The organism is Pseudomonas sp. CGJS7 (assembly GCF_036961695.1).
Map to the genome: position 1 here is coordinate 1 of NZ_JBAMDI010000027.1, position 26,096 is coordinate 26,096.

19 protein-coding genes, 1 tRNA gene, 2 pseudogenes and 1 riboswitch are annotated in these 26,096 nt (G+C 67.3%); of the genes and pseudogenes, 15 read left to right on the forward strand and 7 right to left on the reverse strand.

Annotated features, from left to right (window positions below; translation table 11 throughout):
• The 8 genes and pseudogenes from V7787_RS17770 to V7787_RS17805 all read left to right on the forward strand — a co-directional run.
• A pseudogene (locus V7787_RS17770) lies at positions 1 to 2,223 on the forward strand (hypothetical protein); the annotation flags it as partial.
• A 2-nt stretch (positions 2,224 to 2,225) separates the two neighbouring features.
• The gene (locus V7787_RS17775; RefSeq protein ID WP_336088842.1) at positions 2,226 to 4,049 is read left to right on the forward strand and encodes a hypothetical protein; all 1,824 of its coding nucleotides are present in this window, start codon (positions 2,226 to 2,228) and stop codon (positions 4,047 to 4,049) included.
• Positions 4,046 to 4,744 carry a hypothetical protein gene (locus V7787_RS17780; protein WP_336088843.1) on the forward strand — a complete coding sequence of 233 codons (699 nt, stop codon included), beginning with the start codon at positions 4,046 to 4,048 and terminating at the stop codon, positions 4,742 to 4,744. Before V7787_RS17775 ends, V7787_RS17780 begins: the two co-directional genes overlap by 4 nt.
• Before the next feature lie 453 nt (positions 4,745 to 5,197).
• Positions 5,198 to 7,354: a hypothetical protein gene (locus V7787_RS17785; protein ID WP_336088844.1), complete on the forward strand. Its 2,157-nt coding sequence runs from the start codon at positions 5,198 to 5,200 to the stop codon at positions 7,352 to 7,354.
• A 95-nt stretch (positions 7,355 to 7,449) separates the two neighbouring features.
• Positions 7,450 to 9,729, forward strand: coding sequence for a hypothetical protein (locus V7787_RS17790; RefSeq protein ID WP_336088845.1), 2,280 nt, complete (start codon positions 7,450 to 7,452; stop codon positions 9,727 to 9,729).
• Positions 9,730 to 9,946: 217 nt separating this feature from the next.
• A complete protein-coding gene (locus tag V7787_RS17795) occupies positions 9,947 to 13,183 on the forward strand; it encodes a hypothetical protein (protein WP_336088846.1) in 3,237 nt (1,078 codons plus the stop codon).
• A 58-nt stretch (positions 13,184 to 13,241) separates the two neighbouring features.
• Positions 13,242 to 14,183, forward strand: coding sequence for a hypothetical protein (locus V7787_RS17800; RefSeq protein WP_336088847.1), 942 nt, complete (start codon positions 13,242 to 13,244; stop codon positions 14,181 to 14,183).
• A gap of 17 nt (positions 14,184 to 14,200) precedes the next feature.
• On the forward strand, positions 14,201 to 15,097 hold the full coding sequence (locus V7787_RS17805; RefSeq protein WP_336088848.1) for a hypothetical protein: 897 nt from the start codon (positions 14,201 to 14,203) through the stop codon (positions 15,095 to 15,097).
• A 251-nt stretch (positions 15,098 to 15,348) separates the two neighbouring features.
• Here the strand turns inward: V7787_RS17805 and btuB are convergent, their stop codons facing one another.
• The 3 genes from btuB to V7787_RS17820 form a co-directional block, all read right to left on the reverse strand.
• Positions 15,349 to 17,232: a TonB-dependent vitamin B12 receptor gene (gene btuB, locus V7787_RS17810; RefSeq protein ID WP_336088849.1), complete on the reverse strand. Its 1,884-nt coding sequence runs from the start codon at positions 17,230 to 17,232 to the stop codon at positions 15,349 to 15,351.
• A gap of 132 nt (positions 17,233 to 17,364) precedes the next feature.
• A riboswitch (cobalamin riboswitch) is annotated at positions 17,365 to 17,614 on the reverse strand.
• Positions 17,615 to 17,881: 267 nt separating this feature from the next.
• The gene (locus tag V7787_RS17815; protein WP_336088850.1) at positions 17,882 to 18,331 is read right to left on the reverse strand and encodes a TfoX/Sxy family protein; all 450 of its coding nucleotides are present in this window, start codon (positions 18,329 to 18,331) and stop codon (positions 17,882 to 17,884) included.
• A complete protein-coding gene (locus V7787_RS17820) occupies positions 18,328 to 18,810 on the reverse strand; it encodes a GAF domain-containing protein (protein ID WP_336088851.1) in 483 nt (160 codons plus the stop codon). The genes V7787_RS17815 and V7787_RS17820 overlap by 4 nt, the downstream gene beginning before the upstream one ends.
• 118 nt (positions 18,811 to 18,928) lie before the next feature.
• On the opposite strand from V7787_RS17820, the gene bioD reads away from it, so the two are divergent.
• Positions 18,929 to 19,618, forward strand: coding sequence for a dethiobiotin synthase (bioD, locus tag V7787_RS17825; protein WP_336088852.1), 690 nt, complete (start codon positions 18,929 to 18,931; stop codon positions 19,616 to 19,618).
• Between the two features lie 221 nt (positions 19,619 to 19,839).
• Here the strand turns inward: bioD and V7787_RS17830 are convergent, their stop codons facing one another.
• From V7787_RS17830 to V7787_RS17840, 3 genes are all read right to left on the reverse strand, one after another.
• On the reverse strand, positions 19,840 to 20,250 hold the full coding sequence (locus V7787_RS17830) for a phasin family protein (RefSeq protein WP_336088853.1): 411 nt from the start codon (positions 20,248 to 20,250) through the stop codon (positions 19,840 to 19,842).
• Between the two features lie 401 nt (positions 20,251 to 20,651).
• Entirely contained in the window at positions 20,652 to 21,014 is a 363-nt protein-coding gene (gene queD / locus V7787_RS17835) for a 6-carboxytetrahydropterin synthase QueD (protein WP_336088854.1), read from the reverse strand.
• Positions 21,015 to 21,178: 164 nt separating this feature from the next.
• Positions 21,179 to 21,255, reverse strand: a tRNA-Met gene (locus tag V7787_RS17840).
• Positions 21,256 to 21,379: 124 nt separating this feature from the next.
• Here V7787_RS17840 and V7787_RS17845 point away from each other — a divergent pair.
• The 3 genes and pseudogenes from V7787_RS17845 to bfr form a co-directional block, all read left to right on the forward strand.
• Positions 21,380 to 21,838, forward strand: a pseudogene (locus V7787_RS17845) (RNA pyrophosphohydrolase); the annotation flags it as partial.
• Positions 21,839 to 22,125: 287 nt separating this feature from the next.
• Positions 22,126 to 22,329, forward strand: coding sequence for a (2Fe-2S)-binding protein (locus tag V7787_RS17850; RefSeq protein WP_336088855.1), 204 nt, complete (start codon positions 22,126 to 22,128; stop codon positions 22,327 to 22,329).
• A gap of 191 nt (positions 22,330 to 22,520) precedes the next feature.
• Positions 22,521 to 22,994, forward strand: coding sequence for a bacterioferritin (gene bfr / locus V7787_RS17855; protein WP_336088856.1), 474 nt, complete (start codon positions 22,521 to 22,523; stop codon positions 22,992 to 22,994).
• 363 nt (positions 22,995 to 23,357) lie between these two features.
• Here the strand turns inward: bfr and V7787_RS17860 are convergent, their stop codons facing one another.
• Complete coding sequence (locus tag V7787_RS17860) at positions 23,358 to 23,948, reverse strand: DUF4126 domain-containing protein (RefSeq protein WP_336088857.1); 591 nt, start codon at positions 23,946 to 23,948, stop codon at positions 23,358 to 23,360.
• Positions 23,949 to 24,017: 69 nt separating this feature from the next.
• On the opposite strand from V7787_RS17860, the gene V7787_RS17865 reads away from it, so the two are divergent.
• The 3 genes from V7787_RS17865 to V7787_RS17875 are packed head-to-tail and all read left to right on the forward strand — an operon-like array spanning position 24,018 to position 26,053.
• Positions 24,018 to 24,752, forward strand: coding sequence for a DUF6776 family protein (locus V7787_RS17865; protein ID WP_336088858.1), 735 nt, complete (start codon positions 24,018 to 24,020; stop codon positions 24,750 to 24,752).
• A 4-nt stretch (positions 24,753 to 24,756) separates the two neighbouring features.
• Positions 24,757 to 25,185 (forward strand): bactofilin family protein, encoded by a 429-nt coding sequence (locus V7787_RS17870; RefSeq protein ID WP_336088859.1) that lies wholly within the window; start codon positions 24,757 to 24,759, stop codon positions 25,183 to 25,185.
• A 31-nt stretch (positions 25,186 to 25,216) separates the two neighbouring features.
• Positions 25,217 to 26,053: a DUF6776 family protein gene (locus V7787_RS17875; RefSeq protein ID WP_336088860.1), complete on the forward strand. Its 837-nt coding sequence runs from the start codon at positions 25,217 to 25,219 to the stop codon at positions 26,051 to 26,053.
• Positions 26,054 to 26,096: the final 43 nt, after the last annotated feature.

A 26,096-nucleotide genomic window follows, 5' to 3' on the forward strand; every position in this document is an offset into this window, starting at 1 on the left:
ATGAATCCGGCGATCCTGCGCGCGCAGCCGGCGATCGTCGCCCAGTTGGAAGGGCGCACCCTGCGTCCGCGCTTGAACGACCTGCGTCCGGACCTGTTTCCGATCAAGACCGGCGGCGGCTTCACCCGCGCCGAATCGCAGCACCCGATCAGCCCGAACCAGGCGCCGGACGACCGTTGCCTGTTCGAAGACCCGCGCAATCCGCAGCAGCGTTATTGGCTGCCGCGTTATCGCTTGCGCAGCGCCAACGGCCAGTACGAGATCAAGATCGCGCAGGCCCAGGACGGGTTGTGGGCGGTGAGTCTGGCGTTGGAGACGCTGCCTGCGCCGGAGATCGCCGACGCCGCGCGCACCGCGCAGATGCTCAGCGTCAACCGCGCCGCGGTGATCGCCTACCGGGTGCCCGGCACCGCGATCGAGCAACGCCTGCCGGCCGGCGAAATCCTCGACGACCCGCGCGGCGGTTGCGTGGTGATGCTGCGCCTGAGCCTGGCCGAACGCGACGGCTTGCTGCGCGCGTTCATGGCCCAGGACGCGCAATGCAAGCTGATCGTCTCGCGCGGCTACACCGTGGCGGTGCCGTTGCCGGCGACCGCGGCGCCGGACGCGCCCAAGCGTCAGCTGATGATGATCAAGGGCCAGATGCAGCTGGCGCGCGCGCCGGTGGCGGAGATGGCGATGGCCGCCGCAGTGCCGAAAACCGCGGCGCCGGTGGCGCGCGCGGCGATGCTCAAACCCGGTTTGGCCGCGGGCCTGCGCGCGTCGCCGGCCGGAATGCGCGCCGGCGGCGAATCGATCATCGAAGGCGACGAAGTGTGGCCGCGCAAGCCGTTCCCGCGGCCGCGCCCGATGCCGTTCCCGCAACCGCAGCCCGAGCCGGAACCGCAGCCGATACCGGAGCAACGCTTTGAAGTCTCCAACCAGCTGCAGGACTTCGCCATCGCGTTGTTGTTCGAGCCGCAACTGCATCCCTATCTGTATCCGGCCGGCAGCAACGTCGGCCAGCAGACTTCGCGCTGGGTCGTTCACGCGCTGCGTTATCCCGCCGACACCGGCCGCAGCCACGCCTACTTCCAGGACATGAACGACCCGGCGCGGATCTACTACCTGCCCGACGCGTTCAAACTCGCGCGCCGCAGCGAAGCGCCGCATGCGCCGTCGCTGGTGTTCCAGGTCGACCAGGGCGACAACGCCGAGCAAGTGATGGTGGATCTGACCTGCGAAGTGCGCCCGGTCACCGACGGCGAGCGCCTGCTGGCCGCGCGCCGCGCGCTGGCCGACAAGGTGCCGGCCAGCGCCGACAACCCGCATCGCGAGTTCGAACTGCGCCTGCTGCGCGCCAGCTCGACCCTGAAGATGTCGCTGCTGCGCAACGGCGCGGTGCGTTCGGAAACCGTGCCGGCGACCATCGACTGGGACAACGGCTTCACCGTCAACGAGCGCTTCGAGTTCAAGGATTTCCAGGACGTGTTCGGCGTGCTGATGGCGACCAGCAATTCCAGCCTGCTGCAAGGCAGCGTGGTGGTGGCCAGCGGCGTCGACGAGAACGTGACGGTGCCGGTCAAGCTCAACTTCGCCGACATGGAAGGCGAGTTGTTCCAGTCGATCGAAACCCCCGACGCGCAGACCGGCGCGGTCGCGGTCAAGCTGCTCAACGCGACCGAGAGCAAGCTGCGCATCACCCGCTTGCCGACCTGGATCACTCGCGGCGAGGGCCTGGTCGAAGGCCGGATCGAAGGTCTGGACCTGAGCCAGCCGGTGGAGATCGCGCCGGAGCAGAGCCTGAACTTCACCGTGCAGCCGACCGCGCCGCTGAGCGGCAGCGCCCCGGCCGACGCGATCTTCAACACCGCCTCGGTGCGCAGCATTCCCGACGGCGAGGCGATCCTCAAATACACCCTGGACGATTCCATCGATCAGGAAACCGTGCGCCCGGTGACGGTGATGAGCGCCGCCGAAGTGCTGGCCAACGCCGGCAACGCGGCCGGCGAAATCCTCAACATCGTGGTCGAGTTCCGCGGCAACCGCCGGGTGGTGATCGGCGCGGCCAACCTCAGCCAGGACATCGACGTGCCGGTGCCGCTGATGGACATCCTGCTGCGCAAGGACAGCGAGGGTTTCTACGAATACCGGCAGACGGTGATCTACAAATCCGGGCAGAAAGCGCCGGCCACGCCGTGGCGCCGCGACGACGCCGGCGTGTTGTTCGTGACGGCGGTCTGAGCATGTCGTTCGCATCCCGCCCCGATTGGCGCCAGCCGATGTCGATCGGCGAGCGTCTGGCCTACGCCGCCTACGATCAGCCCGGCCGCTTCCGTTTGCCGCCGGTGCGTTTGGCCGCGCAAGCTGCGGACGGCGAGTCGCCGCTGCGTCTGGATATCGTCCAGCAAGACCGCGGCGCCGCCGGACTGGCGCGTTACTCGATCCTGTCGCTGGCCTTCGCCGCCGATTTCCAGCTCGACGCGGCGCGACAGAACGCGTTCGATGCCGGGCAACGCTTCGAACTGTCGCCGCTGCCGGTGGAGGGCGCGTGGCTGCGCTTGAGCGCGGTGGAGGCGTTGAACCTGCCGCCGTCGCTGGGCGAACTGCTAAGCCTGGACAGCGCCAGCTTGAGCGCGTTGAATCTGGGCGTGCGCCTGGACAGCGCCGCCACCGATCTGTTCGTCGCGGCCTTGCAGCGCGGCTTGCTCGCAGTCGGCGCGCAAGCCTGGCTGCGCGTTCGCGGCGTCGCCGACCGCTTGCCGGTGACGATGAGCTTCGATCCGGCGGCGTTGTTGGCCGTGGTGCGCGGGCTCAGCGGCGGCAAGACGGAAATCGACCACGCGCTGCTGCGGCAGCGCCTGATCGACGCGCCGCAAACTCTGGGCCTGGGCTTGCCGGCCAGCTCCGGCGATGTGCTCAAGCAGCCCTTGGCCGATGCGGTGATCGACCGCATCGCCGCGCGCTTCGCCACGCCGCAGCCGTCCGCGCCCGACGCGCCGACCGGCGTGCGTCTGGTGTTCGACGAAGCGGCGATGGCGTCCGGACGAGTGCAATGGAACCTGGCCGAGCCGCAACTGGCGCCGCGCCTGATCCCGATCGAAGCCGACCCCCTGGGCCCGCTGCGGACGATGGCGGCCGGCGATCTGCACGACGCGGTGGTGCGCCGTCACGACGCGCGCGCCCTGGCCAGCGGCTGGCGCAGCGTCAGCGTGCGCGCCAATCTGCCGGCGCGCCGCGTCGGCGTGATGACCGCGCAAGTCGAACTGCAGCTGCCGGCCAAACCGCCGGCGCGGATGTTCACGGTCAAGGCCAATGCGGCGTTGCCCGCGGGCGACCGGCCGGTCGCCATCGACCTGCGGCTGTCGCCGAGCGAGCCGCTGGCGTATCAGTGGCAGACCGCGGCGGTGGTGCTCAGCGACGGCCGCGCAGAATCGATCAAAGGCCCGACGCGCAAATCCGACCGCGAGCATCTGCTGGTCGGGCCGGAGGATTTCGGCATGCGTCTGATTCCGGTCGAAGCCGAAACCGTGTTTCTGGATCAGGCCGACATCGAAGTCGAATGCCTGGGCACGCGCAAAGGCAAGCCGTGGTCGCTGCGCGGCGTATTGGACCGCGCCGCGCCGGAGCTGGCGTTCGCGGTTCCCTTCGATGTCGACGGCGCAAAGATCCGCGCCACCGCCCAGGCCAAGGCCGATGGCGTGCGCCGGGCGATGGCCCCGGTCGATGCCGAAGACGACGGCCTGCGCATGGACGCTTTCAGTTTCGAAGGCAGCGGCTCGCGCGAGTTGCAGCTGCTGTGCGAATTCGACGACGACGCGGCCTCGCGCAGCATCGAAATCGCCCCGGAAGACGGCATCGACGACAGCGCCCGGCGCAAGCAGATCAAATTCACCCGCAGCAAGCCGCGCGCCGAATGGACCTGGCTGTCGCTGTCGCCGTTCCGCTCCGGCTATCGCTGGCGCTGGCATTCCGGCGGCGCGACACCGGCGCCGTGGTCGCCGGTGCTGCAACCCGATACGCCGCTGCAGGTGCGCAGCAGCCACAGCGCTCAAGGAGTGGGAGCATGAATCCGTACATGGACAGCGGCGCCAGCGACGGCATGGCGTGGGAAGAGATCGGCGGCGTGTGGATCGCGCCGGGCGACGGCCCGATGAGTTGGACCTACCGCGCGCGCGCGCCGAGCGTGGCGCCCGGCGCCGACGGCCGGCCGCAGTTCGCCATGATCGGCGCCGGCGCGGTGACCGTGCTGGCGTTGACCGCGATGTGGGGCGTACCGGCGGCAACGCTGGACGCGCTGCGCGCCGAACTGGCCGCGCGCGCGCAGGTGCCGCCGGCGCAGATTCAGTTGTCGCCGGCGCCGGTGGAAGTCGGCGAGGTGCGGTTGATGCTCGGCGACGGCCACGGCGAATACGTGCAGTTGGCCAAAGCCGCTTGCTCGGGCGTGCCGCCTTATCACGCGGCGTTCAATCTGATGCTCGATCAGACCCAGGCCGAGAAAGTGCGCAGGGCTCTGAACGGCGAGCACGGTTGGCTGGAATTGCGTTACGCGGCGACCGACGCCGCTGCCGCGCGCAGCAGCCGCTCGGTGCAGGACAGCGAATCGGTCGAAGTGAAGGTGTCGCTGGGCGATGCGCAAGGGCGCGTGGAGGCCAGCGCCAGCGCGTACAGCCAGGTCGGCGTGCAGGACGAAGCCGGCTACGGTGCGGGGCGGTCGCGGACGTACTCGGCCGATGCCGCGGATTGGGGGCTGCCCAAGCCTTGAATGGAATCGATGGGAACGCCTTCGTCGGCGCAAGGATTCGCGCGACGGAAGCCTTGATCGTTTCGCCACCGCGGAACTGCTGAGCAAACGCAGCCCGCGGCGACGATATCGATGCAACGGCGCGAATCTGCGCCGGCGGCGTTTGCCGCAAGACCAGCGACGAGCCGAACGCGACCTGCAATCGCGATGGGCACGCTCATGCGCGAAATCGGGATGTGCGCCGGACCGGCGTGCGTCGATGGCCAAGCGCGGCCGCTGGTTTCTGTCGAAAAACCACTTGAAAACAGCGGTTTTTGTTTGTCCGGTGCGAAATGCGCCAAGCGTTAGAAAGATTCGAACCGAACGGTTTACATCGCGGCCTCCCCCATCGCGTGACACCAGCGGCAATGCGCGGGCAAGGAAAGCACGCAACAGGATTGAACGACTCAGGACATCAGGATAAGGAGCAAGTCCATGCTTAAGATCGATAACGTCGACACCCTTCACGACCACGTGGTGTACGGCGACGACGCCAATGATTTCACCTACTACATCATGCCCAACTCGCCGAACTTCGCGAAGATGGCCAGCGGCGGTCTGGCGCTGCGCTTCGTCGAGTACGGCCAGATCCGCGAGGACGGCGGCAAGAAGTTCGGCGGCTTCATCGCTTTCGACACCGAGCTGTCGGTGCCGGCGGACGTGCAGAAGAAGATCACCGACGAGCTGCAGAAGAAGCTGGCCGAGAAGTACAAGGGCAAGACCGTGCCCAAGGTCGCCATCGCCCCGGTCACCTGGACCGACGGCACCGTCGAGCTGCTGCTGACCGAAGGCGGCGCGCTGGTGGAGAAAATCCGCGGCGCCGGCAAGCCGTCGATCTACGGCAAGAACGTGGCCTCGTTCATGGTCGAGCTGACCGAACTGGGCACGGCGATCTTCAAGGAGACCCTCAGCACCGGTTCGGCCTCGGCGGTGCAGGTGGTCTACAAGATGAACTGCTACATGCGCCTGCCGGAAATGAAGGCCTGGGGCACCTGGAACGCGTCGGAGTTCTACAGCTTCTTCCAGGACATCAACACCGAAGACAACTTCTGGAGCGAAGACAGCTACACCGAAGTGGTCAATTCCAGCCGCTACAAGAACGATGTCACCAAGACCCACTTCGACTTCGTCCAGGCGCCCAATCTGAGCGCCGAGGACAACGCCAAGCTGGAAGCCGACATCCGCGCGATCATCAACAAGCAGCTGGAGCAAGCGGTCCAGCGCAACATGCTCAAGGAGATCGCCGAAGTCGATCCCAACACCAAGGAGCTGCGCGAAGGCCAGGACATCGAGGACATCCGCCGCACCATCAACAAGTCGCAGATCGCCAACGTGCGGGTAGAGTGGAGCGAGGCCAAGGCGGTCATCGTCAACCGCAACCCGCAGGGCATGCTGCCGACCATCACCTCGCTCAAGGACGACAAGAACAAGCCGCTGAAGTGGGAGGACTACTACTCCAAGATCAACCTGGACGAGTTCCTCAAGACCGTGCAGGTGGTGATGCGGGTCAACGCCGACTTCGCCAACCTGCCGATCCACAGCGTCGAGGTCAAGATCCGTTACCCGTACGGGCCGAACAAGAAGGTCCAGGAGTTCGTGTTCACCAAGCCTGACGACGTGGCCAAGTTCGAGGCCTTCGTCCACGAGGGCAAGCGCGACTTCACCTATCAGGTGACGGTGAACTACAAGGGCGCGACGTTCAAGCAGGTGTCGGAGGAGATCAAGACCGACGACACCAACCTGACCATCAACGTCGACGACCTGGGCATCCTGGCGCTGGACATCGGCCCGGGCGACATCGACTTCGCGCAGGTGCCGCGCACCCAGATCACGGTGCGCTACAAGCACGGCAAGCAGCCGGTCGAAGCCAAGTTCAACATGACCAAGGACACGCCGAACTTCCAGCTGCGCAAGATCGTCGGCAAGCCGCGCACCGAAGACATCGACCTGGAGTTCCTCTACACCCTGGCCGACGGCCGCCAGGTCAAGAAGATCGCCCAGCAGCAGGCCAAGGAGCTGTACGTCGACGACCCGTTCTCGGCCAGCAAGACCGTGAGCTTCCGCGCCGCCGGCGACCTGGCCGCGGAGATCGCCTCGATCACCGTCGATGCCAGTTACACCGACAAGGCCAACAAGTACAGCCAGAAGACCATCGTCACCTTGTCCAGCGACATGACCTCCTTCGACTGGACCTTCCCGGTGGTCGACGAAACCCTGGGCGAGATCAAGTACTCGGTGACGACCTTGTTCGCCGACGGCACCAGCAAGGAAGAAGCCGAGAAGGTCGCCACGCGCTCGACGATTCTGGTCGGCAAGAAGCTCGATCAGCTGGAAGTGGCGGTGGTGCCGGATCTGCTCAACTGGGACGAGCTCAAGCTGGTCAGCGTGGCCTTGTCGCACGGGACCAAGCGCATCGACCTGCGCTTCAAGCCCGGCGATGAGGAAAAGAGCTGGAAGCTGCCGCTGACCGACGGCGAAGCGCCGGACTACAAGGCCACCGTCACCTACTTCCTGACCGACGGCACCCGCAAGGTGGTGGGGCCGGAGGTGAAGACCGACATGACGATCTTCCTGGAAGTGCCGACCGAGTGAGCCCGCGCGGCTCGCACCACCCGACCGATCCGCGGCGCCGCGCCGCGGATCGGCCGACACCCAACGCTTACGCTTGACTCGGAAGGAGTCCGATCATGCTTCTCCTCGACAGCCGCACTCGCGAGATCAACGGCATCTCGGTCTTTCCCGACCATGCCGATCCCGAGCAGTGGTACTACATGCCGCTCAACCCGCACCTGACCACGGTGCGCGACAAGACCCTGGGCGTGGATGTCCCGCAATTTCTGCTGATCGGTTTCCGCGGCGACGCGGGCACCGGCGGCTTCCTCAATTTCGATTGCAACCTCGGCGCGACCCAGAGCCAGATCGACGATCTGGCGCGCGAAATCGCCAACGCCGAAAACCTGCGCAACAAGCCGCGGATCGCGCCGGTGCCGCTGGAAGACGGCAGCGTGCGCCTGATGATGCTCGGCAAGGCCAGCGGCGATGTCGGCGCGACCCCGGGCGCCGGGCCGCAGTTCGTGCTCAAGATCGACCACGCCGCCAAGCCGGCGCTGTACGGCGCCAACCAGGCCGCGTTCTCGGTGCGCCTGGACCAGGACGGCTACACGGTGATGGAGCAGTGCCTGGAAGGCGAGATCCTGCCGGTGGCGGTGATGTACTCGCTGGACTTCCTCGGCTTGCGCCCGGCCTACAACATCAATCTGAAGATCGATTGGGACCGGGTCCAGAAGCGCATGGACGAAAGCTTCTCCGGCGGCAACATCTTCTTCTCCACCGAGATCGGCAAGGCGGTGGACGAGTTGGTGGAAAGCCGGGCGATCGTGCTGGAGGCCGATACCTTCGTGGCCGAGAGCGAAGACACCAAGGGCATCATCGACCGCCGCGACGCGGCCCTGGCCCAGGTGCGCAACATGATCACCGACGCGTTCTTCACCGCCAGCCTGCCGCCGTGGTCGCCGGAGAAGAAGAACGACTTCGAGCGCGGGCTGGAAGCGATCGGCAAGTTCGCCACCGAATCCTCCGCGCGCGCCGCCGGCGGACCGATCGGCGCGCTGATGCCGAGCTTCAGCTACAAGCGCATGGACTACAAGCGCGTGGACAAGAAGAAGCTCAACGTGAATTTCTCCGAGCGGGTGGCGATCAAGCGCTCGATCTATCCGCAGGGCCATCTGGCCGCGCTGTTCAAGACCATCCGCGAGGGCAACGTGCCGCGCGATCGTTTGGTCAAGCAGATCAGCCTGGACAACGACTTCTTCAAGAAGCGCCGGGTCAAGGTGATCTCGCGCGCCGATCTGGCCGCCGACGACATCGGCAGCGTCAACGTGCGGGTGCGTTACGGCGACAAGGCGCAGAACGCGCTGCTCGGCGCCAGCCAGGGCGAGGCCAGTTTCGAATGGCTGAGCCAGCTCGAACGCGGGCAGATGAAGCGCGAGGTCCAGGTCGAGTACGAGGTCAGCTTCAAGGGCGTGGACGCGGCCGAACGGCCGACCAAGCTCAAGTCCAAGCCGCAGACGTTCGATGTGGAGAACGTCGAGATCATCCCGCGCGATCTGTACACCATCAACACCGTGCCGGTGTTCGCCGAGAACTTCCCCTGGGAGCGCTACAGCTCGGTCGACGTGTTCCTGCGCTACAAGGACCCGATCAACAAGATCAATCAGAACGACCTGGTGCGCCTGACCAAGGATTCGCAATCGGGCAGCTGGAAGATGTTCATGCTCGATCAGAGCAAGACCGCCTACGAGGTGCGGACCGTCTTTCACGGCATCACCGGCGGCGACACCGTGCACGACTGGAAGACCGTGGATGAGCCGCAAGTCAGCGTGCGCAATCCGTTCCCGACCCGGCGCGTCGTCCAGGTGGTGCCGAACTTCAACTGGAACGAGGTGCAGGAGGTGTTCGTCGATCTGCGCTATGTGGACAAGGCCAACAACCTGCAGGAAGAACAGCAGATGTCGTTCCAGGAAGGCGCGGCCTCGCAGACCTTCGCGGTGGACTTGCGCAATCCGGAGGTCAAGGGCGTGTTCTACAGCGTCAGCATCCTCTACAAGGACGGCCGCGACATCGAGGAGATTCCCGAGTCGGTGACCAACAGCAATCGAATCATGCTGAAGGCAGGCATGAAAGGCCGAAGAATCGTAACCGTAAAGCCGCCTTTGGACTTCGCCAAACGCAAGATGCGCAAGGTCAAGGTCTCGCTGCGCTTCGAAGACTTCACCGGCGGCCTGTCGTTCGCGGAAGACTTCGAGTTCACCGATGCCCAGGCCAGCGGCGAGTTCGAATACGACTACCTCGATGCGGCGCGCATGCGCTACGAGTACAAGGCCAGCTATCTGCTCGAGAACGGCACCAACAAGAGCGTCGCCTGGGCGCCGAGCGATGTCACCGATCTGGTGTTGAAGATGCCCTGATGCCGCAACCCGCCGCGCCGCGATTTGGCTCGTCATCCCCGCGCAGGCGGGGATCCAGAGACTTCAGAGCCATGCCGCGATAAAGCCCTGGATTCCCGCCTTCGCGGGAATGACGGAGTGAGAGTACGCGGCGGCCGATGGCATCAGGTACGTAAGGAAACGTTTCCGTCGCGCGCGCCATTCGCGCGCATGGACCAACGATCTATTGGAGTTCGTCATGCTCAGCCTCGAAAAGCCGATCACCATCGACGGCATCACCGTGTTCCGGGACCACTCGGACAAGAGCCAGTTCTGGTACCTGCCGGGGCCGGTGTCGCTGGCCACGCGCCAACCCGACGGGCGCAAGGAATTCAGTTTCCTCAAGTACCGCGTCGCCGATGCCGCAGCGGCCAACAAGGGCGGCGGCTTCGTGATGTTCGTGACCACCTTGCAGCTGTCGCCGTCGATGGAGTCGAAGATCATCGGCCGGCTCAACGCCGAACCCGGCGTGCAGTTGCCGGTGCGGTTGACCTGCGCGACCTTCGAAGAAGGCTCGGTGCAATGCGTCGCCCTCAACGTGCAGGGCGGCGGCGGCACCTCGGCGCAGCCGGCGCAACCGGGCACCTTCAACGCGGTCGAGCACATCCTCGGCGCGACGGTGCCGTCGATGGACGCGGCCAACCGCGCCGCCTTCAGCCTGAGCCTGTCGGCCGAAGGCGCGACCATCCTGGAGGCCGCGCTCAGCGACGGCATGACCCCGATCGGGGTGATCTACAACTTCAAGTACCTGGCGATGCGGCCGGCGCTGAAGGTCACCATCACTGCCGACTTCGAACGCATCTACACCCACTTCAGCGCCAGCCTGGAAGGCCAGTACGCGTGGTTCAAGGCCGGCATCGATGCGGCGTTCGAATCGTTGGTGCAGAACGGCGTGATCGATATCCAGGTGGAAGCCTTCACCGACGCCGAAGACCGCCGCGATCAGGAAAAGTGGGCGCTGGATTTCTTCAAGGAAGATCTGCTGAGCAAGTGGTTCGAGCCGACCTTGGTGCCGGGCAAGCTGGCCACCGATGCCGCGCATGCTGGCGGCGGGACGGGCGGTACCGGAACGCCCGGTACCGGCACTCCGGGCACGGGGACTCCCGGCACTGGAACGCCCGGTACGGGTACGCCGGGCACCGGTACTCCCGGAACTGGAACGCCTGGTACCGGCACTCCGGGTACGGGTACTCCCGGAACTGGAACGCCTGGTACCGGCACTCCGGGTACGGGTACTCCTGGAACTGGAACGCCTGGTACTGGCACTCCGGGCACCGGTACTCCCGGAACCGGCACCCCTGGTACCGGCACTCCGGGCACTGGAACTCCCGGAACCGGCACTCCCGGAACTGGTACTCCCGGCACCGGCTCCCCCGGCACCAGCGCTCCCGGCGGCGGCTTCAGCGGCGGCAGCGCCGGCACCAGCGCGGGCACCGGCACCGGCGGCGCCACCGGCACGCCGCCCGCGCCGCAGATCCAACCCGCGGTGCTCAGCGTCGACTCGACCGAACCTTCGCCGCTGCCGGCGGGCTTGTCGGTCACCCACACCCCGGCCGCCAGCGGCCTGGCCGAAACCATCACCGTCACCGGCGCCGGCGCGGTGGTGAAAGTCGACGACCAAGTGGTCGCCGCCGACGCCCAGGGCCGCGTCGCCATCACCGTCAATCCCGATTCGGCCAAGCGCATCGACGTGCAATGGCCGGCGACCGCGCAAGACCAGACCTTCGGCCTGTTCTTCGATTTCGACAAACCCGCCGAAGCCGGCTGGAACACCAACCCACCGTCGACCCAGTTCCGCGCGTATGTCGACAACACCACCAACGACCCGCGTTATCGCGACGCCTCCGGCACCTTGCGGATCGAAGGCGACGGCAACTGGAGCGGCAGCGAGCGCGGTGCCGAGCGTTTGATGGCGTGGATCCGCGGCTTGCCCGCGCCGCGCAATCTCAATTTCCAGGCCTACGCCAGCCACGAGCACGCCAACGGCGCGACCGAAGGCCAGCGCGAAATCTATAACCGGCGCCTGTCGCAACGGCGGCTCGATGTCGCCCTCGCCGTCGCCCGCCGCGCCGGCGTGCCGATCACCGTGACCACCCAGGCCGCCAATGGCGACGTCCCGGCCAGCAGCCGGCCCGGCACCCATTCGCCGATGGGCGGCGATCCGGACAACCGCGTCGTCCACGTCACCGGCCGCGCCGCCGGCGCTACGCCCAATCGCTGGCACGGACGTTTGCGCCGTCCGGCTTCGGTCACCCCGCCGGTGGTGCCGCCGGTCGTTCCTCCGGTCGTGCCGCCGGTGACTCCGCCCGTCACTCCTCCGGTGACGCCGCCGGTGACGCCGCCGACGTTGCCCACGCCGCCGACCGCGGTCAGCCTGTCGCTCAAGCTCAAGTTCGTGCGCCAGGAAGAACGCAAGAAACTGACCCTGCGCTACAACCGCGCCGAAGCCACCCGCCGCACCTTCGCGCCGCAAGGGTTCTTCGGCCTGATGCTCGGCGATCTGCGCGACAAGTCGAAGTACTTCAAGGAAATCGACCTGGACGATCCGTTCTTCCGTCAGTTCGCGGTCGAGGCGAGCATGCCGATCGCGTTCGAGCCGATCGATCTGAAGTCGGCGCAAGTGGCGCTGGATTACGGCGACAAGACCAAGCCGCGCGATCACAAGCACGCCGATTTCGTGTTCAACCCGGGCGAGGTCGGGGTCAAGCGCTTCGAAGTGTTCATGAACGCGACCCGCGACATCGATTACGCCGCGTCCTACCAGTACCACTTCGATCCGCAATCCGATTGGGCCGCCGACAAGACCTCGTACACGATTCCGGCGGCCAGGACCGAAGACCGCACCTTGTTCGTCAACCCGTACGAACACGTCGAGTTCCGCCAGATCACCGCAACGCCCGGCGATATCGATTGGGACGTGGTCGAGTCGATCGACGTCAAGCTGCAGGCGCGCGGTTACGCCACGCCCGAGCCCAAGACCACGCTGACCTTGACCGCCAACTCCGGGCCCAAGACCTGGCGTCTGCGCGGGGCCAAGCCGGCGCCGGCCAATCGCGGCGTGACTTATCAGATCGTGCAGCGGCGCAAGGGCGTGGCCGCGGCGGACCCGGCCACCGCGCCGGTCGAGATCGACGTGCCCGAGCTGTTGATCCACGACAGCTTCGAGGACGCGCTGCAGCTGGAGTTCATTCCGGTGTTCGACCCGGCGATGGTCAAGCGCGTCTACATCGACGTGAAGTACGAGGACGGCAGCTACAAGCGCAGCGAGCGTCTGGAGATGGCCGGCAGCCAGACCGAGCCGATGAAGTTGCGGATCGCCTTGAAGAACGGCGACAAGCGCAAGTACCGCCGCCGCTTCACCTTCGTCGGCATGCAAGGGCAGTTCGACCAGCGCGCGTGGGTGGACGAAACCGAAGAACTGGTGGCGGTGCTGTAAGCCGATGAACGCCGCCACCGCCCGCGATGGATCGCCACAGCGCAGAACAGGCCAGCCGATGAGCCCGCACGCCGACCTTGCAGCCCGAATGCACGACATGCGCCACGGCGCGGCCGATCTGGCCGCGCCGGTCGCCGCCACCTTGCAACGCCTGCGCGCGGTCCTGCCCGCGCAGGCCGACGCCGCGCAAACCATGCTCGGCCGGGTGCTGGCGCCGCTGCACGGCTCGTGTTGGCCGGAGGTCGCATGGAGTTTCAGCCGCCTGACCAACACCGGTTTGCCGGTGGAGTTCGCCTGGACTTCGCGCGAAGCCGCGGTGCGCTGGACCGCCGAAGTGGCCGCGCCGGAAGTCGCCGAGCACGAGCGTTTGGCGCAGGCCGCGCAAGCCCTGGATTGGCGCGGCGATCTGAGCGAATGGTTCGCCCATCAACGCCAAGGCCGGTTGAAATTCGGCGCCTGGGCATCGGCGCGGCATGGCGACGGATTGGCCAGCAAGTTGTATGTCGATCTGCCGGAAGGGCGCTTGCCGGAGCGTTGGCGGCAGGCGCACCCGGCGCTGGATTCGGCGTTGATGTTCTGGCGCATGTGTGGGGTCAATCCCGACGGCAGCGTGGAGTGCTACGCGCGCGCCAACGAGTTGGATTTGAACGGCCTGCGCGGCTTGGCGCGCGCCACCCTCGGCGATGCCGAGCCGATGTCGCGGCGCTTGATGCAGGTGTTGCCGGCGGACGATCTGCCGCGTCCTTCCGGCATCAGTCTGGCGCTGTCGGCCGACGGCCAGGTGCGCGCATTGACCTGGTTCACCTTCGCCAAGGCGATCTTCCGCGACGACGCGCAAGTGAGCGCGCGCCTGCGCGGGCTGGGCGAGGGCGCGTCGGCGCAGGTGTACGAGGCATTGGCGAGCGGACCGGACGATGGGCGCTGGCGTCACGGCATGGTCGGCGTCGGCGCGGACATCGCCGGCAATGCCTGGGTGCAATGCGGCGTGCGGCCGACATGAGCGGCAGGGCGCAGCGGATGCGCCGTGTCGATCCGAGTGCGGCCGGCGGTGCTTGCCGTGGCGCTCGTATCGACTTGGCTTGCGCGAACGATGCCATCGCCGAGACAAGACCGCGCGTCGATGCAGGTCGCGCGTACCTGCTCGAAAGCCAGGTGAGCCAGGGTGGCGCCCGCCACCGCGACCGCAACGGTTTCGTCACCGCGCTGGCGGTGCGCACATTGCGCCAACGCGGACTGGCGGTGCCGGGCGCGATGCTCGATGCCTTGCAGACCTGCCGCTCCGCGCGAGGCGGTTTCCGCTTCTGGCCCGAAGACGCGCGACCCGATTGGGCGCCGGACTTGCCCGACGACGTCGACGACACCGCGATCATGGCCTTGGAACTGCTGCGTGCCGGCCGCATCGACCTGGCCGACGCGCGCCGCACCGCTTGCATGACCATCGCGCGCCGGCGCATCGCGCGTCTGCCGATGCTGCATCCGCCGTGGCTGCGGATCGGCACCTTCGCCACCTGGAGCCGCGAAGGCGCGCTGTTCGATCTGGTCGATTGCACCGCCACCGCCAATGTTCTGGCCTTTCTCGCCTCGATCGATCTGTCGCACCTGCCCGGCGTCGCCGAAGCTACGGCGATGCTCGATGCGGCCCTGCGTTGGGCCGGTGACGACGAACTGCGTGCGAGCAGCCTGTCGCCGTTCTATCCCGAACCGGCGGAGTTCGTGCTGGCGTTGGAACACGCGGCGCAATGCGGCGCGCAGGGATTGGCCGAGTTGCACGCGCGGGTCGCGTCGACGGCTTGGGGCGCGGATGCGCAAAGCCGCGTCGCGAACCCGGAGCATCGCTTGTGTTCCAGTCCCTACGGCGTGGCGGTTTGGCGTTCGCCGGAACTGGCGCGGTTGCGTGCGTGGGCTTGGCGGTAAGGGCTGGTGGTCGAACGCGGCGGTGGCGTGACTTGCGCGATCGTTGTCGATTCGCGGTCGCAGCTCGCGCAGCTCCTACAGGGCTGCGGGCAAAATCACGAAATAGGCACATGGCCTACCTGTAGGAGCGGCGCGAGCCGCGACCGCGCCAATGAAGCTACCGCGCCGGTGCGATCGCAGTTCCTGCACAACGATCTTCGAAAAAAAAGCCCGGCCTAAGCCGGGCTTTTGCTTGAACGCTCGCCGCCGAATCAGGGCTTGGGCGCGTAACGCAAGGTCACGAACCACTCGCGGCCGGGCTGGTTGTAGTACGACACGGTTTCGTACTCGCGGTCGAACACATTGGCCACCCGCGCCTGCAGGCTCAGCGCATCGGTAAAGGCGTATTCGGCGCGCAGATCCAGGGTGCCGTAGCCGCCGACGCGGACGCTGTTGGCGACATCGTCGTAACGCGAGCCGTAGCCGACCGCGGTGGCGCCGACGCGGAACTTGCCGAAGGCGCGGTCCAGGTCGATGCGGGCGCTGTGCTTGGCGCGGCGCGGCAGGTCGTTGCCGCGGGCGAAGCCGACGCGGTTCTCGGTGTCCAGCCAGCTCGCGCTCGCCGCCAGGGTCCACTCGGCGAAGGTGGTGTCGATACCGATCTCGGCGCCGCGCATGCGCGCGCGTTCGATGTTGTTGGGCAGGTTGATCGCCGAGTCGAAGGTGATCAGCTCATCCACGCGGGTGTCGAAACCGTCGATGCGCGCATTGAAGTTGTCGCCGCGGTAGGCCAGGCCGATTTCCCAGGTCTTGGATTCTTCCGGCTTGAGCTGGGCGTTGCCGAAGAACGGGTAGTACAGCTCGTTGAAGGTCGGCGCCTTGAACGCGGTGCCGTAACCCACGGTGACGCGCCAGTTCTCGGCGAAGTTCAGGCCCCACGCGGCGCCGCCGGTGGTGTGGCCGCCGAACTGCTCGTTGTCGTCGCGGCGCACGCTGGCTTCGAACGACTGGTTGCCGAAGCGGCCCTGGTACTGGACGAAACCGGCCTTGTTGTCGCGTTCGATTTCGTCGTAAGTGGTGTTGCTGTCGACGCGGTCGCGCAGCCAATCGAAGCCGGCGGTCAACACGTGGCCTTCGAAGAGGTTGAAATCGGCCTGCAAGGTCGCGCTATCGCGATCGGTATCGAAGAAGCCGATGCGCTGCTTCGGAGAAATCCCGGCCGGCCCGACGGCCGTGCCCTTGAGGTCGTAGTTCTGCGAGGAGTCCACATTGCGGCCGGCGCTCAGCTGCACATGCACCGCCTCCGACGGACGCCAATCGAGCTTGCCGCCGATCACTTGCTGGACCGTTTCGGAGTAGTTGCCGAAGTCGCCGTCGTAGGAGTTCTGGCCTTCCGCGCGCAGCGCCTGACCTTCGATGCTCCACTGCTCGTTGAACTCGACGCCGCCGCGCAGCGACAGCGCGTGGCTTTCGTAGCCGTCGCGATCGGGCTCGGTGGTGAAGCAGCCGGCGAACACCGGGAAACCGGCGCCGCGGCAAGCGTTGATGCCCTGGGTCTTGCGGAAGCTGTAGTCGGCGCCGAACCAGTTGCCGCCGCTGCGGCCGCCGAAGCCGCTGCCGAACTCGACCGTGCCGTTGCTGCCGCCGCCGGCGTGCACGCGCGGGGCGAAGCCCTGCTGCTCGCGACGGGTGAACACCTGGATCACGCCGCCGATGGCGTCGGCGCCGTACAGGCTCGAACGCGGGCCGCGCACGATTTCGATCCGGTCGATCAGTTCCAGCGGCAGATCCTGCAGCGCGGCCAGACCCGAGGTCGGCGAACCGATGCGGATGCCGTCGACCAGCACCAGCACGTGGTCGGATTCGCTGCCGCGCAGGAACAGCGTGGTCAACTTGCCCTGGCCGCCCTGGTTGGCCAGGGTGATGCCGGCGCGGCCGCGCAGCAGGTCGTTGAGATCGCGCGCCTGGCTGCGCTCGATGTCGGCGCGGTCCAGCACTTCGACCGGGGTCAGCAGATCGTTGACGCTGACCGCGGTGCGGTTGGCGGTGACCACGACCTGATCCAGGTCGGTGGGCGCGCCGGCGGGCGCGGCGACGGCGGTGGCCGGCAGCGCGAGCGCGCAGGCGATGGCGAGGGACAGGTTCAGGCAACGCATGTGGGGACTCCAGCGCACGCGCGATCCAGCGCGCGACGAAAACGGCTAATGGGCGGCGGCGGGGAAGGGACGTGCGGGCAGGCAAGGCAGCGCGCGAAGGCGCTGTAGCCGCCGCAATGCCCTCCGCATCGCAACCTGTGGCGCGTCGAGGCCGGTCTCCGGACTCGCAAGCGGAACGGCGCGGGCCGATTCCCGGGCGCGGCGCCTTCCCGTGACTGAGCACAGTGGCGGTGGCCGCGACCTGACTTGCTTACCGTTGCGGGGGCAGTGCCGGAATGGGCGGGGCGGGTCGGAGTGTCCGACCGGACCTTGGCGCGTCACCGGCTTCCCGTTTCAACCCCGGCGGCTGGGCCGTGGGGTCACCTCGAAGCGGGGCGCAGTGTACGCGATGTGGGGGCGGGGCGCCTGGCGGCCTTCACCCCAACCCACGCCCCGGCCCGAACGCATAGCGTTCGGGCGTTCGGTGTCGCGCGAGCCAATGGCTCGTAAGCGCGACCCCTCACCCCACAAGCGGGAGAGGGGCTTAGAGCGCAGGGGCGAGGGATCGAGCCCTTTTCCCGCTTGCGGCGCCCGAAGGGTGTGCAAGGCTGAGAAGGTGCCCCGAAAGGGCGGATGAGGGCCGGCGGACTCGCAGCGCAGCCCCACTACTTCAATCGTTGCGATCATCGTCGCTGTGCTCGTCGCGCCCATCGTCGTCCGACGGACCATCGCCTTCATCGCCACGATCCTCGTCGTCGCGACCGAACCCGCCACCGAACCCACCCGGCTCATCGAACCGCTCTTCCTGCGCATGCACCGTAGTGCGCACCGGCGCGGCCGCCGGCTTGTTGCGCGGCGCCGGCAACAGCGCGGTGGCGGCGTCGGCGGCCAGGATCAGCTCCTGCCGGCGCTCATCGCTGATCTCCTGCCAGTGGCAGTCCAGCAGCGCGCCTTCGATCGCGTAGAGCAGGTTCAAGGTCGGCTTGAAGCCGGCGCGCTTGACCCGCATGAACGCCTCGACCGTGCCGACCGCGGCGATGTCCTCGTGCGTGCGCAGCCCGACCTGGCGCAGCCAGGCCGCGCTCTTGGGGCCGATGTTGCGCATCTTCGGCGCGCTCATGCCAGCGACTCCACATACACCCGCGCCAGCGCTTCCAGCCCGGCCTGATCGTCGGCGTCGAAACGCGACGGCACCGGGCTGTCCAGATCGAACACGCCGAGCAACTGGCCGTCGCGCAGCAACGGCACCACCACTTCCGAACGCGATGCCGCGTCGCAGGCGATGTGGCCGGGGAACTCGTGCACGTCGGCCACGCGCTGGGTCTGGCGGCTGCTCGCCGCCGCGCCGCACACGCCCTTGTCCAGCGGAATGCGCACGCAGGCCGGCAGGCCCTGGAACGGACCGACCACCAGTTCGCGGCCGTCGTAGAAATAAAAACCGACCCAGTTGAGCTCGGGCAGGGACTGATTGACCAGCGCCGACAGGTTGGCGGCGTTGGCGATGCGGTCGCTCTCACCGTCCAGCAGCGCGCGCGCTTGCTCGACCAATTGGGCGTACTGCTCGGACTTACCGCCCGAAAGTGTGGAGGCTGTAAACATCTTCGGAGTGTAGCAGCGGCGCTCGCCGCGACTACCATGGCCGGTCGGCGGCGCCGAAAAGCGCGAGGTCAGTCACACGCGCCGCCGGTTCCCGCCGCCCTCTCAGCGAATCCTGCCTATGTCCCCGTCTCAACCGCTCCCGCGCGGCCTGTTCGTCACCGGCACCGACACCGGTATCGGCAAATCCATCGCCAGCGCCTGCCTGCTGCACGCCTTGCGCGCCGGCGGCACGCGCGCGGTGGGGATGAAGCCGGTCGCCAGCGGTTGCCAGGCCAGCGATGAGGGCTGGCGCAACGAGGACGCGTTGCTGTTGCAGGCGGCCAGTTCGCCGACGCCGCGCTACCAGGACGTCAATCCCTACGCCTTGCCGCAACCGTTGGCGCCGGAAATCGCCGCGGCCGAAGCCGGCGTGGAGATCTCGCTCGACATCATCGTGCAAGCGCACGCGCGCCTGGCCGCGCTGGCCGAAACGGTGGTGGTCGAAGGCGTCGGCGGTTGGGCCGCGCCGATCAGCGCGGGGCTGGATCAGATCGATCTGGTCCGCGCGCTGCGCTTGCCGGTGGTGTTGGTGGTCGGCTTGCGCCTGGGCGCGATCAATCACGCCCGGCTAAGCGTGCGCGCGATCCAGGCCGACGGCGCCGAGTTGGTCGGTTGGATCGCCAACGGCATCGATCCGCACATGGAGCGCAGCGATGAGAACTTCGAGATTCTGCGCAAGCGTTTGCCGGTGCCGTGCTGGGGGCGTTTGCCGTATGCGGAGCAACCGGATCCGGCGGCGTTGGCGGCCAGAGTCAAGCCTGTTTTCTGAAGGGACGTCTGGCGCTAAGAGCGGCCCGCGCCCTAGCCCTCTCCCGCCAAGCAGGAGAGGGGACTGCCTGACTCCCTCTCCCGCTTGCAGGAGAGGGTTGGGGTGAGGGCAAGGCCGCCGCTCTAGTCCCAACAATAGCCCAAGAAAAAACCCGACAGCTCGCGCTGCCGGGTTCTTAATCGCATCAGACCGCCGGGAGAGAGTCGGCGGGCGGCGAATACTTACTTGGCGGCCGGAGCGGCAGCCTTGGTCGCGGCCTTGGTGGCCTTCTCGACGTTGGCCTGAGTGGCCTTGGCAGCGCTTTCGATCTGCGACTTGGCCAGCTCGGCGATGGCTTCGTTGGCCTTCAAGGTGCGGCCGAACGCTTCCTGACCGGTGCTGACGGCGCGCTCGATGTTCTCGCGAGCGATCTGCACGCCCTTCGGCCACAGGGTCTTGAACGCATCGGCGTCGCGGGCTTCAGCGGCTTCGCCGAAGAAAGCGAAGGTCGCGTTGACGCGGTCTTCGATCGCGGCGATCTGCAGACCGAACACGGCCTCGGCGTTGTCGAGGGCCAGACGGTTGACCTGAGCGGCCGTGTCCGCGAACTGGCGCGTAGCGGCGGCGAACTGTTCGTTGAATTGCTGGTACATGGCTTAGCTCCTGGAGAGGTTCAGACGGAGAACGACTGAATTGTGCGATGCAGCATAGGCGGCCTTTTGTTGCGATGCAACATCGGGCCGACCAGCGGTCGTGAACGGTTCAGAAAACCTGCCTATTCAGCTAGTTGCGGGCGAAGCGGCGCATTGGGCAAAGCGCGGCCGGGGCCGCGTTTGCGCGGCGCGGACGGCCGCTTGGGCCGAGCGTGGCGGCCGGATGTGTCGGAACCAAGGCGGGCGAATGACCGCGCGCCGATTGCGGCCGGCGTGCGCGTTATCGCTGTGCGGCTTTCGCGAAAACGGGCGCGGGCGGGCCAGACGCGGACGCGGCGCCGACGATCGCAACGGCTTCGCTGGAACGGCGCCGGGCGGATCGCCGGTGCCCGGCGCAGCGATCAGCCGCGGTAACGGCAACCCGCGGTGCAGGTCTCGTGCACCACGATCTCGCTCAGCAGCGGCAGCACCGGCTTGAGCTGATCCCAGATCCACACCGCCAGCCGTTCGCTGGTCGGGTTGTCGAGACCTTCGATGTCGTTGAGATAGTGGTGATCGAGCCGGTCGTAGATCGGCTGGAACGCCTTTTTGACGTCGGCGTAGTCCATCACCCAGCCGCTGTGTTCGCCCAACTCGCCGCGCAGGTGCACTTCGATCCGGAACGAATGGCCGTGCAAACGCGCGCACTTGTGGCCTTCGGGCACGTTGGGCAAACGGTGCGCGGCTTCCAGGGTGAAGATCTTGAAGATGTCGACGGAGGTCATGGCGGCGGCCGATGGAGCGATGCGGGCGCTGGCCGGCGGACGGTCGGCGCGTGGGAGCGGAGACGTTGCCTGCGGCCAGGGCGCGCGAAGCGAGCGTGCGACGAAGGCCGGATACGAAAAAGCCCGCTGCGCTGGCGGGCCCGGTGGTGCTGCGCTGATGCGAATGGTGGCTATGGGTGGACTCGAACCACCGACCCCAGCATTATGAGTGCTGTGCTCTAACCGGCTGAGCTACATAGCCACGGGGAACCGCGAATTCTTCATGTCGCGGGCCCGCTTGTCAATCCTTCCGGTCCGCTTTGCCCGACTTGTCGTCTGCGCCACCCCGTGGCAGAGTCGGAGACAGTGAATTTGGAGTCCGCATCGTGATCGATCCGGACGGCTATAGGCCCAATGTAGGCATCGTCCTGATGCACCCGGATGGGCGCCTGTTCTGGGCGCGCCGCGTGCATCGCGACGGCTGGCAGTTCCCGCAAGGCGGGATGAACACCGATGAGACGCCGCTCGAGGCGATGTACCGCGAGCTGCGCGAGGAAACCGGCCTGCTGCCGCAGCATGTCGAGGTGTTGGGCGCGACCCCGGGTTGGTTGCGCTACCGCTTGCCGCCGCGGGCGGTGCGCCGCAACGACCGTCTGGTCTGCATCGGCCAGAAACAAGTGTGGTTCCTGCTGCGGCTGACCGGGCAGGAGTCCGATCTGCGCCTGGACCTGACCGACAAGCCTGAGTTCGATCACTGGCGCTGGGTCGATTTCTGGTACCCGGTCGAGCACGTGGTGATCTTCAAGCGCGGCGTCTACGCCAGCGCGCTGCGCCATCTGGCGCCGTTCGCCCGACACGTAGCCGGCTCGCAGGCGGTGCCCACGCCTGGCCCGGACACCCGCCAGCGCGACCCGCAACTGGCCGCGCACGCCCATCAGCGGCCGCGCGCACGCTCATGCGGGCCGGGCGGCCCCGTCCGCGGCGGCGGCTCCGAGTCCGGCGGCTGAGGCGGGGCAGGCGGGGGGCGTTCAGGCTCCCGGCAGCTATTCGCTCCCGGTTAATTGACAATCATTCGCATCCGTGGCGGAATGGGTTCCGCAGCCAGCCGGCTGCATGCCCGAAGACCCGCACCGTGTACGTCTGCATCTGCAACGGAGTCACCGACCGCGATATCCGCCAGGCCGCCGAGGCCGGTTGCCGCAGCGTGCCCGAGCTGACCATGCGTACCGGCGCCGGCGCCAATTGCGGCAGTTGCCTGGAGTTGGCCGGCTCGCTGCTGGATCAGGCCCGCAACGTGCGCGATCTGCCGTTGGCGGTGATGCAGCAAGCCGCCTGACCCGGCCCGCGGCAGCTTGCCGCGCTACCCGTCGATTCCGCCGAACCGCCCGTCTCCGGGCGGTTTTCGCATGCGCGGCCCGCGCGCGGCGATGGCAACGATTCTCGACCTCCGTTGCGCACGATTCGCGTTTCGTCATAGCTTTTTCGAAAGGGCTACAGTGCCGGCCATTGCAACGTCGGAGCCCGGCCATGAAAGGCGACCCCAAGGTCATCGAATACCTCAACAAGGCGCTCTTCAATGAGCTGACCGCGATCAACCAGTACTTCCTGCACGCCAAGATGCTGAAGAACTGGGGCCTGAAGGAACTGGCCGAGCACGAGTACCACGAGTCGATCGACGAGATGAAGCACGCCGACAAGCTGTCGGACCGCATCCTGTTCCTCGACGGCTTGCCGAACTTCCAGGCCTTGGGCAAATTGCGCATCGGCGAAAACCCGCGCGAGTTGCTGGCCTGCGATCTGGCGCTGGAGCTGGAAGCCATTCCGCTGCTGCGCGAAGCGATCAAGTACTGCGAAACCGTCAGCGACTACGTCAGCCGCAAGTTGTTCGCCGACATCCTCGATTCGGAAGAGGAGCACGTGGACTGGATCGAAACCCAGCTCGCGTTGATCGATCGCCTGGGCGAGCAGAACTATCTGCTGACCAAGATCGAAGGCGAATAAGCCGGTCGCATCGGAACGAAAGCGCGCGGGCCGATCGCCCGCGGCTTGCGTGAGGTTTCAACGGTTCAGCCAGCCAGCGACGTCGATACGAAGCCAGCCCGCCAAGACCCGCGAAACGCGCAAGGAAAAAAGCCGCAGGCGATGAGCCGGCGGCTTTTTTTGTTGGGCGATCGCAGGGCGGCATTGGGTAGCCATGGTCGGGCGTTGGCCGCGTCGCCCATCGTGGTTTGCGTCGTGAGCGAGGTGGCGTGGTCGTACAGGTAGCCCAGATCGATCCGAAGCCCCCTGTAGGAGCGGCGCAAGCCGCGACCGCGAACTTGCCGTTCGCCGCGCAGCCCCGGGGCTGCGGGCACGCGCCCCGAATCAGCCCGAGGCCGAGGCCTGCACCTTCGGCTTGCGCCGGAACAACTTGCGCCAGATCCACCACAACGCCGCCGCGATCAACACGCTGATCGCGATCACCACGCCCAAGGTGACCCACGGATAGGCGAACACCAATGCCAGCAGCCCGACCACCGCGGTGTCCTCGGCCACCGACGCGGTCCAGTTGGTGACCGGCTCGGGCGAGGTGTTGAGCAGCGCGCGCGTGCCCGACTTCAATACATGACTGGTCAGCGCGACGCCGGCACCGGCGGCGAGCGCGCCGGCGCCGAGTTGGCCGTCGGGCGACATGGTCGCGGCCGCAAGAAACGCGCCGACCGGCACCCGCAGCAGGGTATGCAGCAAGTCCCAGCCCGAATCCACGCCGGGAATCTTGTCGGCGAAGAACTCGCCCACGGTCAGCAGGCCGCACACGCCCAGCACCCACGGCGACTGGGTCGCCTGCAGCGCTTGCGGCAGCTCCAGCCAGCCCAGCATGCCGGCCAGGCCGACCCCGAATACGGTCAGATAGACCCGCACCCCCGACAACCAGGCCAGAACTACGCCAACTGCGAACAGGTGCGCATCGGACATCGTGGCGTTCCCGTTAAGATTTAGGGTTGAGTATAGGTAAAGCCGGCGGTGTGAGCCGTCGTCGTTCGTATGACCAAGACCCCGCCGCCGCGTTTCGTCATCGTCCAGCAGCAGCCGGACAAGCGCCCTTATATCTGGTCGGCCGTGGCCGCGGCGTGGGTAGCCTCGCTGCTGGCGGCCTGGTTCTGGTCGCAGTCGCTGGCCGCGCCCAAGCTGCCGCGGCTGACCGCCGAGCTGGAGGCCACCCAGCGCGAGCTGAAACTGCGCCAGCAGCAGCTCGACCGCCTGTCCCAACGCGAATCCACCCTGCAACGCTCCGACCAGATCAGCCGCAGCGCCAACAAGCAGGTGCAGGCGGCCCTGGCCGAGCGCGAGGACGAAATCTCCGATCTGCGCGCGGACGTAGCCTTCTACGAACGCCTGGTCGGCGCCACCGCGCCGGCCAAGGGTCTGAACGTGCACTCGGTGGAGTTCAAGCCCGAGGCCGGCGGCACCTGGCGTTATCAGATCTACCTGACTCAGAATCTCAATCGCGGCGCGGTCAGCAGCGGGGGGCTGCAGTTCCAGGTCGAGGGGGTTCGCGGCGGCAAGCTGGCCGCGATCAGTTGGAACGAGTTGCATCAGAAGTCCCAGGCGCCCGCCCAGGACTATTCCTTCCGCTACTTCCAAGAGCTAGTCGGCAGCGTGATGTTGCCGGACGGTTTCACCCCGCAACGGGTGCGCGTGTCCTTGCGCGGGGCCACCGGCTCGATCGATCAGCAGTTCGCCTGGAAGAGCGGCGTCACCGTAACCGGGGAAACCTAAAGCGATGTTCAAGACCAACAGCAAACCGACCCAGATCCGCGAAGGCCAGGTCGACACCATGATCGGCCCGCAGGTGGTGATCCGCGGCGACCTGCACTTCAGCGGCGGGCTGTATATCGAAGGCCGGGTGATCGGCAAGCTGGTGGCCCAGGACGGTCAGCCGGCCAGCCTGACCCTGGCCGAGAACGGCAGCATCGAGGGCGAGGTGCGCGCGCCGGTGGTGGTCATCAACGGCGAGCTCAACGGCGATGTCTACGCCAGCGAGCGGATCGAACTCGCCGCCAAGGCCCGGGTTCAAGGTAATGTGCACTACAAGGTGGTCGAGATGACGGCCGGGTCGATGCTCACCGGACGCCTGATCCACGCCGAATCGCCGGCGGCGGCGTTGCCGGCGCCTGAAGCGCTGATTACCGCGGACGCCCGGGTGGATTGAGCGGCGCCGCCGGAGCCCATAGACGGAGCGGATGAGCGACCAAACCTCACAGCCCGCGCCGTCTTCCTCCGGCACCCCGGCCGAACGCGCGGACGCGGATCGGCCGGCCCACGGCCCGGACGGCCGCGACTCGCCCGCGCCAGCCGCCTCCGCGCACCGCTGGCGCCTGCCCGCTGCGGTATTGCTGGCCGCGGCCCTGGGCTTCGGCGCCTGGGGTGTGTGGCGTTCGGCGACCGAATCGGATGAACCGGCGCCGCCGGTCGCGGCCGGGACCGCCGCGGCGACCCCGCGCCAGCTGCAGGCCGAACTCGAACAACTGCGCCAGCGCGTGGCCACCCTGGGCCGCTCCGATGCGATCAGCCGCCAGGCCAACCGCGATCTGCAAAGCGCCCTGGCCGAACGCGATGAGGAAATCGCCGGCCTGCGCGCCGATGTCGCCTTCTACGAGCGCCTGGTCGGCGCCACCGGCCAGCGCCGCGGCCTGACCGTGCACACCCTGAAGATGCAGGCCCAGGACGGCGCGCCGTCGGCCTGGCACTTCACCACCACCCTGACCCAGAACCTCAACCGCGGCGCGGTCAGCGCCGGCCGGCTGACCCTGGCGGTGGAGGGCACCCGCGCCGGCAAGCTGGAAAAACTCGGCTGGACCGACCTGCGCCAGCAGCCGCAGGCGCCGGGCACGCCGTACTCGTTCAAGTACTTCGAGCAGGTCGAAGGCGACGTGTTCCTGCCCGCCGGCCTGACCCCGGTGCGGGTGACGGTGCGGCTGACCCCGCAATCGGGCGCGGCGGTCGAGCAGTCCTTCAGCTGGGCCGAGGCCACCCGCGACGCCGCGGTGCCGGCCGAGCCCGCGGCCGGCGGCCGCTGAGCGCGGTTTGCCGATGCGGGCGAACCGGCGCCGCGCCGGCCCG